8 protein-coding genes are annotated in these 11,471 nt (G+C 36.7%); 1 reads left to right on the top strand and 7 read right to left on the bottom strand.

Annotation, left to right across the window (positions count from 1 at the left end; all coding sequences use genetic code 11):
- Positions 1–199 precede the first annotated feature (199 nt).
- The 6 genes from DR871_RS05425 to DR871_RS05400 all read right to left on the bottom strand — a co-directional run bounded on the left by DR871_RS05425 (position 200) and on the right by DR871_RS05400 (position 9,827).
- Positions 200–2,302 (bottom strand): prolyl oligopeptidase family serine peptidase, encoded by a 2,103-nt coding sequence (locus tag DR871_RS05425; RefSeq protein WP_242497079.1) that lies wholly within the window; start codon positions 2,300–2,302, stop codon positions 200–202.
- Positions 2,303–2,721: 419 nt separating this feature from the next.
- Positions 2,722–4,929, bottom strand: a complete 2,208-nt coding sequence (locus DR871_RS05420) for a TonB-dependent receptor (protein ID WP_113664505.1) — start codon at positions 4,927–4,929, stop codon at positions 2,722–2,724.
- 147 nt (positions 4,930–5,076) lie between these two features.
- Entirely contained in the window at positions 5,077–5,430 is a 354-nt protein-coding gene (locus DR871_RS05415; RefSeq protein WP_113664506.1) for a hypothetical protein, read from the bottom strand.
- A 99-nt stretch (positions 5,431–5,529) separates the two neighbouring features.
- Entirely contained in the window at positions 5,530–6,519 is a 990-nt protein-coding gene (locus tag DR871_RS05410; protein ID WP_113664507.1) for an aspartate-semialdehyde dehydrogenase, read from the bottom strand.
- A gap of 363 nt (positions 6,520–6,882) precedes the next feature.
- Complete coding sequence (mscL, locus tag DR871_RS05405; protein WP_113664508.1) at positions 6,883–7,299, bottom strand: large conductance mechanosensitive channel protein MscL; 417 nt, start codon at positions 7,297–7,299, stop codon at positions 6,883–6,885.
- An 86-nt stretch (positions 7,300–7,385) separates the two neighbouring features.
- Positions 7,386–9,827, bottom strand: a complete 2,442-nt coding sequence (locus DR871_RS05400; protein WP_113664509.1) for a bifunctional UDP-N-acetylmuramoyl-tripeptide:D-alanyl-D-alanine ligase/alanine racemase — start codon at positions 9,825–9,827, stop codon at positions 7,386–7,388.
- A gap of 221 nt (positions 9,828–10,048) precedes the next feature.
- On the opposite strand from DR871_RS05400, the gene DR871_RS05395 reads away from it, so the two are divergent.
- Positions 10,049–10,654, top strand: a complete 606-nt coding sequence (locus tag DR871_RS05395) for a hypothetical protein (protein ID WP_113664510.1) — start codon at positions 10,049–10,051, stop codon at positions 10,652–10,654.
- Here DR871_RS05395 and DR871_RS05390 read toward each other — a convergent pair.
- Positions 10,649–11,350 (bottom strand): porin family protein, encoded by a 702-nt coding sequence (locus DR871_RS05390; protein WP_113664511.1) that lies wholly within the window; start codon positions 11,348–11,350, stop codon positions 10,649–10,651. The two genes, DR871_RS05395 and DR871_RS05390, sit on opposite strands and share 6 nt — an antisense overlap.
- Between the last annotated feature and the right edge of the window lie 121 nt (positions 11,351–11,471).

Genomic DNA, 11,471 nt, shown 5'->3' with positions numbered 1-11,471 from the left:
TTAAAAATTTATCGATTTATGATGTGATTGCCACGTTCCTCGCAATGACAATCGTGTGAGGAATCGAATGCCCTAGCCCTGATAGCAGTGAAAATCCTTTATCTCCGCCTTTTCGGCGGATATAAAGATTGCAACGAATAGCAGGAATAAGCTCCTCCCTTCGACTGCGCTCAGGGTAAAATCGGTATCACAATTGTTGTTATTCCAACTCTGGCAATAACACCACTCCCATATTGAATAAGGTAAAGGCCTGAATATCGACATTTTCCTGAATGGTTGCTGCTACGGATTTTCCGGCGCCGTGTCCTGCATTGATGTCAATACGGATTAGGGTTGGGTTTGTTCCGGTTTGTTTTTCCTGTAATTCGGCAGCAAACTTGAAACTGTGCGCCGGCACTACTCTATCATCGTGATCGCCCGTTGTGACCATGGTTGCCGGGTATTGAATCCCTTTTTGTATGTTGTGTACGGGAGAATATCCCTTGATGTAGCTGAACATTTCCTTACTGTCCTGCGCCGTTCCGTAATCATACGCCCAACCTGCTCCTGCGGTAAAGGTATGGTAGCGCAACATGTCCATCACGCCCACTGCCGGCAAAGCTACCTTCATTAAATCAGGGCGTTGCGTCATGGTAGCGCCAACAAGCAATCCCCCGTTTGACCCACCACGAATGGCTAGATACTGCGAAGAAGTGTATTTTTGAGCAATCAAGTATTCAGCCGCTGCGATAAAATCATCAAATACATTTTGTTTTTGCATTTTGGTTCCGGCATCGTGCCATTTTTTCCCGTATTCGCCACCACCACGTAAATTAGGCACGGCATAAACGCCTCCATTTTCCATCCAAACGGCATTGGCAATACTGAAACTTGGTGTCAAACTCACATTGAATCCTCCGTAACCATAAAGCATCGTTGGATTTGTTCCGTCGAGTTTTAATCCTTTTTTGTGGGTGATAATCATTGGGATTTTGGTTCCGTCTTTAGAAGTATAAAACACTTGTTTGGACTCGTATTTCTCGCTGTCAAAATCTACTTTCGGTTTTTGATACACCGCAGATGTTCCTGTTGCTGGTTCAAATGAAAAAATAGAACCAGGAGTGATGTAATTTGTGAAAGAGTAATACAACGTTTTCTCCTTTTTCTTTCCACCAAAACCACCAGCAGTTCCTACGCCCGGCAATTTAATTTCACGCACCAATTTTCCAGAATAATCATATTGTTTCACCACCGAAACGGCATCTTTCATATAGTTAGCAAAGAAATACCCGCCACCTGTTGATGGAGACAGCACATTCTCCGTTTCTGCAATAAAATCTTTCCAGTTTTCCGGTTTCGGGTTGTTGACATCCACGGTTACAATGCGTTTGTTGGGCGCATTTAAGTCGGTTTCTATGAATAATTTCCCGCCTTCGTTTTCGATGATGTTATTGTCACTCTTAAAATTATCCACAATCGTCACAATAGGACTGTTGGGCTTTGTCAAATCTTTGATGTACAATTCGTTTCCGTAGGTAGAATTAGACGCTGTGATAACCAAATAACGATCATCCTCGGTTACGCCACCGCCTACATAACGGCGTTTTTGATTGGCACCAAAAATTACTTTATCATCTTTTTGCGCAGTTCCTAACTTATGGAAATACAGTTTATGTTGGTCGGTTTTTGCCGATAATTCACTTCCTTTTGGTTTGTCATAACTGGAGTAGTAGAAACCTTCGTTTCCTTTCCAAGACACGCCGCTGAATTTTACATCGACAATCGTGTCTTCAATAATTTTTTGGGAAATGGCATCCATAATAATGACTTTTCTCCAGTCGCTTCCGCCTTCTGAAATGGCATAGGCTACTTTAGAACCGTCTTTGGAGAAATCCAATCCGCCAAGCGAAGTAGTTCCGTCTTTAGAAAACGTGTTTGGGTCCAAGAACACCGTTTCAGTTCCTTTGGCGTCTTTTCTGTACAACACCGATTGGTTTTGTAAACCGTTATTTTTATAGTAATAGGTAAAATTTCCTTCTTTGAAAGGCGCTCCTATTTTCTCATAATTCCACAGTTTTTCCATTCTTGCTTTTAACGCATCACGAAACGGAATTTGGGATAAATAACCATACGTCACTTCGTTTTGTGCTTTGACCCAAGCACCGGTTTCAGCTGATTTGTCGTCTTCAAGCCAGCGGTACGGATCCGGAAGTTTAGTATCGAAATATACATCAACAGTTTCTCCTTTGGTAGTTACAGGATAAGTTATGGGTTTTGGATTAGGATTTTGTCCAAAAGTCGCCATTGCAGAAGATACAGCCATTATTAAAAAAGTTTTTTTCATATGTTGTTATTTATTATTTTTCATCGGTCATATGGAATTTGCATATCATCATTGGTACTTGCGACCCAATTACCGTCATGCTCATTTCATTAGATTCTGTTTTAGGTTGTTACAAAAATAGGGAAATAGTTAGTGTTGTAAATAAGGGAAAGTCTTAAATAAAACTAAAAAAGTGGTGAGATTGCAACATTTTCCTATGTATAAAAAAACTTTTATCAAATAAGTCATATAAGATGAAAACGCTTAAATATTGAATAATTGTTTTCAATAACAAAACAGCAACTACTTATATGACTTATGTGTTAAAAAAAATTAAACATATAAGCCATGTAAGTTAAAACCAAAAAAACGCTACTCTTTCGAATAGCGTTTTTCGATTTTTTGCTGATGCAAATGAATTACAAATTAAAATTAACACCCAAAACGATGTTTCTTCCAATGTTTGGAATGCCATCTGTTTTTAGACGGGAAAGATGCGCAATGTATCTTTTATCAAATAAATTATTCCCGTTAATGTTGACATCAAAAGCAGTTTTACCCAGTTTTACTGTTCCGCCAAAACCTAAATTAACCAAGTTATAACCATTCGATTCTGTTTCAAATCCACTTACATTTTTTTGGTTGAACGTACTGGAAACATTCAAAGTTGCAAAACCATCTTCCAACCAGTTTTTGATTTCGAATTCGGTTCTAATGGTGTTGTTCCAATTGTTAGCAGGGATTAACGGCAAGTAATCTCCGTTTTCTTTTTCGCCGGTCACAGTTTCAAAACTCGTTTCAAAATGCAACCAATCCAATGGATGCGGGTGAAAATGCAATCCGATTTCACCTCCATATAATTTGGCGTTATTCTGAATATAATCAAAAACAGCATTTTCGTCAATCACTGCTCCTGTTGGCGAAGTGTAGATATAATTGTTGATGTGATTGTAAAATCCGTTCACAAAAAACTCAAAATGATCCGTTTTGTATTCTAAATTTAAATCCGTTTGTACGTTTTGCTCGGTTTCTAAATCGCTATTTCCTACTTCATAGCGATTCGTTCCTTCATGCACTCCATTTGAAGTTAATTCGGCAAGGTTTGGCGCTCTAAATCCAGAAGCAACATTCAAACGCAACGTCAAATCATCGGCCAGATTGGTTTTGTAACCCAACGACGCATTAAAACTGTCGTATGATTTATCGATGGCTTCAAAAGAACCTTCTTCTCCTGCAATTCCCTGTGCATCCGTAGTAATATTTCTATTGTCGAAACGCAATCCGGCTTGCAACACATTTGTATTCCACTCATAATTAGCCGTTCCAAAAACACCAAAATCATTCGTTACCGCATCCGGAATTAAATATTCTTCTCCTGAATTTGTGTTGGTTTGGTGCATTCCCTGAACGCCCACAATGGTTTCTATTTTTCCCATTTTTGGTAAATGGTATTTTGCATTGTAATTGAATGTCTTCAGTTTCATGTGTAAAACGGCCACATTGCTGTCTTCAAACTCACTTCGATCATTTGCAACATACCCTAAATCAAGATCCAGTTTTGATTTTTCGAAAAAGAAAACATTGTTTAAACTCAATAAATGATTGAAAACGCCTTGTTTTGGAAATCCGGTTTTCTTGCTCGTCGATTGGTCTGCTATGCCATCTTCCGGAATTCCTAAATCCAATTCATTGTAATTGTAACGCAATACACTTGAAAATTTAGCATTGCTGTAACCAATTCCTGTCTTGAAATCGGTTTCATTGTAACGGGTATTTGTCACTCGGTCACCATCTGCAATTTTATAATCAGAATGTGTGTTATAACTTCCACGAGCCATGAATTTCCAGTTGTCTGTAGATGTTTTCAAACCTAAAGAAGAACTGCTTCCGGCGGTATTGGAGAAATATTTTTGACTGAAGTTTGCTTTAAAAGTATTCGCATCGGCAAATTTTTCCGGGTTAAAATACAAAACACCACCCAAAGCATCTGAACCGTACAATAAAGAAGCTGGCCCTTTGATTACCTCAACACTTTCTATTCCTGAATCATTCAATCCCAAACCGTGTTCGTCACCAAACTGTTGATTTTCTATTCGAACGCCTTGCGAATACACCAAAACACGATTCCCACTCAAACCACGAATTACCGGTTTCCCAATAGATGTTCCGGTAGAAACCTGAGAAACTCCGGGAATAGTAGCTAATCCTTCGATTAAAGTGGCGGTTCCTTTTCGTTGCAAATTTTTGATACTTTCGTGCTCCACTTTCATCACGTTTTGTGATTGAATTTTATTGAAAGCGGTGGAAACAATAACCTCGTCCATTTCGAAAATTGCTTCTTCAAGAATAATATTAAGTGTGTTTTCTTTTTGAAGACTGTTTATGGTTTTATTTTGGGTTGCAAATCCTACGAACGTAAAGCTGATTTTTAAGTTTCTATTTGGCAGATTTGAAAAAGTATATTTTCCGTTTTCATCTGTTGTGGTTCCTTTATGCAGTTCTGATGCATAGACTGAAACGCCTTTTATGGGTTGGTTTTTTAAATCAGTTACGGTTCCCGAAAGGGTATTTTGCGCTTGAAGCATCGCCGAAAACCCCAAAAATAGGGCTATAATAAATTTTTTCATTGAAAATGATTGTAGTATTCCTGCTGTCTGCTTTCTCCAAAGGAGAGGGAGCCGTGGCTGGAATTATTTAGTAAATAAAAATTATTCCAACAAAATCAAATTAATGAAGTTGCATGGAAAATAAATTCAACAGAAGCTGAAATAAATTCAGCTTAGACTATTTACTGGTGGACCTCGGAGGGAATACAAACTGCCGGAGAACGAAATAACTGTTTCCGCTGCAGTAAAAAAATAAGGGATTTCTACATTATTGGAGTACAATTGATAGGAGAAATCTTTTGGAGTAATATAACTACCAAAAGCGAATTCACAAACATAACAATGGTCAAATTTGTGGTGTTGATGCGTTATCTCCGTACCGGTAACATTGTATTTGTGGTGGCACTGCTTTTGGGAAAGCTGTTTTTCCAAATGCTCATAGGTATGAAATGACTGGAACAGCATTGAAAACAATACTGTAACAATCAGAGAAAGACTTACTATGAGTTTATTCTTTTTCATTCGAACCAAAGGTAACAAAAACAGCAAAAAAGAAAACCATTTGTTTCACAAAATATATTTTTGCGAAACAAATGGTTTTCTTTTAAAACAAAATTTGATTTACACCAATTTAGCTGCAATCAAATATTCAGCAATTTGAATTGTATTTGTAGCAGCTCCTTTTCTCAAGTTGTCTGCAACAATCCACATATTCAATGTATTTTCCTGGCTTTCGTCACGACGAATTCTACCTACAAAAACGTCATCTTTTCCTTGTGCATACATTGGCATTGGGTATGTATATGTATCATTATTGTCCTGAACCACTACGCCGTCGGTATGATGCAAAATATTGCGTACTTCATTTACATCAAAATCATTCGAGAATTCTACGTTTACCGCTTCACTGTGTCCGCCTACAATTGGCACACGAACCGCAGTTGCTGTAACGGCAATCGTTCTGTCATCAAGAATTTTTTGAGTTTCACGAACTAGTTTCATCTCTTCTTTAGTGTACCCGTTTTCTTCGAATGAATCACATTGAGGAATCGCATTTCTGTGAATTGGGTATTTATACGCCATTTCACCTTGAACACCTGCGTATTCATTTTCCAATTGCTGCACTGCTTTTACGCCAGTTCCAGTGATGGATTGGTAGGTAGAAACAATCACACGTTTGATGTTGTATTTTTTGTGCAAAGGAGCCAAGACCAATACCATTTGTATTGTAGAACAGTTAGGATTTGCAATGATTTTATCTGCTGCAGTCAATTCAGCTGCATTGATTTCCGGAACGATTAATTTTTTGGTCGGATCCATTCTCCAAGCCGATGAATTATCGATAACAGTTGTTCCTGCTGCCGCAAATTTTGGAGCCCACTCCAATGAAGTGTCGCCACCTGCAGAGAACAAAGCAATATCCGCTTTCATATCTACTGCCGTTTGCATACCCACTACTTTATATTTTTTGCCCTTGTATTCAATTTCTTTACCCACTGATCGCTCAGAAGCAACCGGAATTAATTCTGTTACAGGGAAATTTCTTTCTGCTAAAACTTTCAACATTACTTCGCCAACCATTCCGGTAGCACCTACAACTGCTATTCTCATCTTATATTTATATTATTGAATATTAAATTTGAAGTACAAAAGTAAGTAATATTAAAATCAAAACAAGTGACCTCACAAAAAATAACAAAATGTTAAATTTATAACACTTAAATAAAAAACACGAAAAAAGAACGTAAAATTGTTTTAAATACTTGTTTTCTTTTTGAATAGCAAAGCTTGTGAAATAACGTTCTATATAATTTTTTAACCATTACGAAATTAAGAAGATTAAGTTTTAAAGTGCTTTATAATGTAACTTAATTTCTTGATGGTAAAAAAGCCGATACTGTTTTAGACAAACTTTTAAAGAAAAACCGCTTCGGTTATGAAGCGGTTTAGTAAGAATATATAATGTAGCGGAAATTATTTTTTCAATAAATCTCTGATCTGAGTCAATAATTCTTCTTGTGTTGGTCCAGCTGGAGCAGCCACAACAACTTCTTCTTTTTTCTTAGCTTTTTCAGCAGCTCTTAAAACCACAAAAATAAAGAAAGCGATAATAACGAAGTTAATAATAGCTTGCACCAAATTTCCATAAGTTATCACCGCAGCTCCTGCAGCTTTAGCAGCAGCTAAGTCAGCATAACTATTACCATCGAGTGTTACGAATTTTTGCGTGAAATCAATCCCACCAGTAAGTAATCCGACGATTGGCATAATTACATCATCCACTGCTGAACCCACTATTTTACCAAAAGCACCACCAATTACAACTGCAGTAGCTAAACTCAATACATCTCCTTTCATTAAAGAAGCCTTAAAATCACCGAAAAATCCCATAATTTTTTTTTAAATTGTTAAACATTAGAAAACGAAAATAATAAAATTTTAACATACTTTTAATATTTAACATAAAAAACCAAGTTTTATCGATAAAAGACCCGTTTTACACGCTGAGAAACACTAGTAAGGATTTCGTAGGGAATTGTATTTAATTTTTCGGCGATAAAAGATACCGTTGGGTTTTCCCCAAAAATAAGTATTGAATCGCCCTCTTTACATTCGATTCCAGTGACATCAACCATGAGCATGTCCATGCAAATACTGCCAACTATATAAGCCTTTGTGCCTTTTATCATCACAAATCCTAAACCATTTCCCCAACCTCTGGAAATTCCATCGGCATAGCCAATTGGAATAGTGGCAATTTTTGTTGGTTTTTCGGCTACAAAACGGCGGCCGTAACCCACACTTTCTCCAGGACCAATCGCTCTTATTTGCGAAATCACTGATTTCAGCGAACCCACATTTTCAAGTTGTTTTTGTTCTTCGGCATCATTTGAAACGCCGTACAATCCAATTCCCAATCGGACCATATCGTATTGTGAATCTGGGAAATTACTGATTCCAGACGTATTTAAGATGTGTCGTAACGGATTTATTTGCAACTCAGACATCAATTTAGACGATAACTTTTCGAATAAAGCAATTTGAGCATGAGCAAAATCCATATGTTCAAGATCATCACTGGTGGCCATGTGTGACAAAATACTTTTTATTTGTATAGTTGTATTTCCTTTCAGCGCGGCTATCAGTTCATCAATCGTGTTTTCCTCAAAACCCAATCGGTGCATTCCCGTATCTAGTTTAATATGAATTGGAAAGTATTCTAAATTTTTCTGTTTCGCTATTTTCAAAAATGCATACAGTCCTTTCAAGCAGTAAATTTCAGGTTCTAATTGATGTTGAATAATGGCCGAAAAACTTGTATTCTCAGGATTTAGCACCATAATAGGTACCTGAATACCTCCGTTTTTTAATGAAATACCTTCATCGGCAAAAGCCACACCTAAATAATCAACCTTATGATATTCTAATAATTTCGCTATTTCGAGCCCACCATTTCCATAACCAAATGCTTTTACCATCACCATAATTTTCACTTTTGGCTTCAGCTTTGATTTAAAAAAATTCAAGTTGTAACTGATTGCATTCAGGTTGATTTCCAAAACCGTCTCATGTGTTTTCTCTTCTAACAAATACACAATTTCTTCAAACTGGAAGGATCGGGCTCCTTTTATCAAAATGGTTTCATTACCAAAATCCATGTTTTCAAAATCAGCTACAAATGCTGCTGTATTTTTGAAAGTGACACAATTATCGAATTCATTTTCGAATACCGAAATGGTTTCTCCAATACCAATAACACGGTCAATTTTATTGGAAATAATCAACTCGGAAACTTTAGCGTAAAGCGCCTCAGTAGCCAAACCACTTTGGAAAATATCAGACAAAATCACCGTTTTCTTCTTGTATTGCTTTTGACTTTCGAGAAAATCCAATGCAATTTTCAACGACTGAAAGTCCGAGCTGTAACTGTCATCAATAATACTGCAATTATTGATTCCGTTTTTGACTTTCAAGCGCATTTCTACCGGATACAACAATTCCATTCGGTTTTGAATGGTGGCTGCATCGTATTCAAAATACAACAAAACCATCAAACAGGAGATGGCATTTTCGACCGAAGCCTCGTCTTGAAACGGTATTTTAATCTCAAAATGGTTCTTCCCGAATTCAATATTCAAAACAGTCTTGTCTAAAACGCTTTTTTTGGAAACAAAAACAGATGCACTTTTATCATTGAAACTCCACGAAAACGAATTGATTTCCGGATTGATAAGAGCATCTATACTTTTATTTTTATGATAAATTAAAACCTCAGCGTGCTCAAAAAGTTTTAATTTTTCGATAATTTTTTCTTCTGTGCTTGCAAACCCTTCATCGTGTGCAGTTCCAATATTCGTAAGAATTCCAATAGTCGGCTTGATAATCTGCTCTAATTTATCCATTTCAGAACGCGTGGAAATACCCGCTTCAAAAATCCCTAAATTGTGTTTTTCATTAATCGCAATTACGGACAGCGGAACACCAATTTGAGAGTTATAACTCTTTGGACTTCGGATAACGTTATAATCAGGACTCAATAAAAAGTTGAGCCATTCCTTTACAATCGTTTTACCGTTACTGCCGGTCAGCCCGATAATAGGGAACTCAAAAAGACTGCGGTAATTGGAGGCAAATTGTTGTAAGGCTGTAAGTGTATTTTCAACAACATAAAAATTCGCTTTCTCCTTACAATCATCCGGAATATGGGTGACTACAAAATTTTGAACGCCATTTGCAATTAAATCTTTGATGTAAAGATGTGCATCACTATGAACACCAACCAATGCAAAGAAAACTGTTTGAGGTCCGTTTTGCAATGAACGACTGTCTATGGAAACACTGTCTAAATTTGTTCTTTCCGGGCTGCCAATATATTTTGCGATGATTCTTTGAAGGCTATTTAGGATTTTTTGACTCATGGAATTAAAAGAGATTGAGGTGAATTTCTTTTCTGGGAAATATATGTATTGCCGTTCTTTTTGCTCTAATACTTCTCCAAAAATACCACTTCTTTTCAAAACGAGAACCTCGATATACTATAATTATGAGCATTCCCGTTTATAAATCATACAGAAACAACCAGATTATGCAGTACTGTTTTTCACAGATTGCTTATATTTGTTTTTGAAAAAAATAACTCTTGAAAAAAATTCTTCCCTTTTTCTCTTACGTTTTCCATCCGATTTTCATACCGGCGATGGCCACGTTGTTCTATCTTTTTTTGAATGGAACTGCATTTGTGACGCAAGAGAAACTACTTGTTTTTTTTCAAGTTATAATTGTAACAGTATTTATTCCTGTCCTGGCTTTCCTTCTTTTGCAAGCTATAGGAAATGTTGATTCGATTATGCTATCTAAAGTATCACAGCGTAAAATTCCGTTACTACTGCATTGCTTTTTAATTATCTTGTTAGTGCGAAATAACATAACCATTGATCGTTATCCAGAATTGCATTTTTTCTTGTTGGGTGGACTTTTGAGTAGCCTCTTAGCGCTGATATTATTGTTTGGAAACATAAAAGCGAGCCTTCACATGATTGGTATGAGTTCCTTGACCGTCTTTACAATTGGCTTAAGCATGCACCTCCAAATTCAGAGTACTTTTACGATTGCAATGTTGATTCTCCTTAACGGAATTGTAGCTTCGTCCCGTCTGGAAATGAACGCACACACTAATAAAGAACTGATTATTGGCTTTATGTTAGGCGCAATCCCTCAGTTACTTTTGTTGGTTTTATGGTTATAAAATATAGAATATAATTCCAAAATTCAGTGATTTCATATCAACGGATTCACCATCGACTTTTGCTGATTCAAACAACGGGTTCAAACCATAATATGCATATAAATTGATTGTATTATATCCTGATGAAATGTACGCACCATACTGAAATTTATTCAAATCTTTGTTTCCGGTTAGTACTACTTTGCCGGTGCTACCCTCAAAAATAGATTTATCATACAACAAATAACTGAATTTTATTCCGGTGTAAATGCGCCAGAACTTGTGGCTTTGATAGGTAGAAGTTCTCCATCTGAATTCAAGCGGAACATCCACGGAGAGTAGCGAAAATTTATTTTTAGTATACTGGGTATCTGAATCAATAATGGTGTAAACCGGTGTTTCGGCGGTAGAAGAAATCGCCAGATTCTGATTGTAATTATTATAAGTAAAACCAACACCAGTAGCAATAGCGACTCTTCGGTTCTTGTTGATGGGCATATCTCTCAAAAAACCCGCCGAGAATCCTGAAGAAAATTTACTTTGCGAGAAACCTGCAGGCTTGCTGGTAAGTGTGTTATACGTGACTGCAAAATAAAACTGATCTTCTCGATATAAAGAATCCACTTTCACGAAGACCGAGTCTTTAGTAGCTGTATTTTCTTGAGAAAAAACATTCAAAACTGATAAAAGAAGAAAACAACTAAGAAAAATTCGCATATTGTTTTGGGTTTAAATTGCTCAATGATTGGTTAAAACACAATTCAGGTTTCATTACTCATTGTAACGTCACAAATATACCATTTTGGTGGTTTTTTGATACGTAATAACAACAAATAAT

The sequence above is a fragment of the Flavobacterium petrolei genome (genome assembly GCF_003314435.2).
GTDB lineage: Bacteria > Bacteroidota > Bacteroidia > Flavobacteriales > Flavobacteriaceae > Flavobacterium > Flavobacterium petrolei.
Note: the sequence above shows the minus strand (reverse complement) of the source record. Positions and strands in the feature narration are given on the sequence as shown.

Excerpts from the sequence above, each read along its gene's own strand:
- DR871_RS05425 (WP_242497079.1), bottom strand. The coding sequence starts at position 2,302 with ATGGCTGTATCTTCTGCAATGGCGACTTTTGGACAAAATCCTAATCCA.
- DR871_RS05420 (WP_113664505.1), bottom strand. The coding sequence starts at position 4,929 with ATGAAAAAATTTATTATAGCCCTATTTTTGGGGTTTTCGGCGATGCTT.
- DR871_RS05410 (WP_113664507.1), bottom strand. The coding sequence starts at position 6,519 with ATGAGAATAGCAGTTGTAGGTGCTACCGGAATGGTTGGCGAAGTAATG.
- DR871_RS05415 (WP_113664506.1), bottom strand. The coding sequence starts at position 5,430 with ATGAAAAAGAATAAACTCATAGTAAGTCTTTCTCTGATTGTTACAGTA.
- DR871_RS05390 (WP_113664511.1), bottom strand. The coding sequence starts at position 11,350 with ATGCGAATTTTTCTTAGTTGTTTTCTTCTTTTATCAGTTTTGAATGTT.
- mscL (WP_113664508.1), bottom strand. The coding sequence starts at position 7,299 with ATGGGATTTTTCGGTGATTTTAAGGCTTCTTTAATGAAAGGAGATGTA.
- DR871_RS05400 (WP_113664509.1), bottom strand. The coding sequence starts at position 9,827 with ATGAGTCAAAAAATCCTAAATAGCCTTCAAAGAATCATCGCAAAATAT.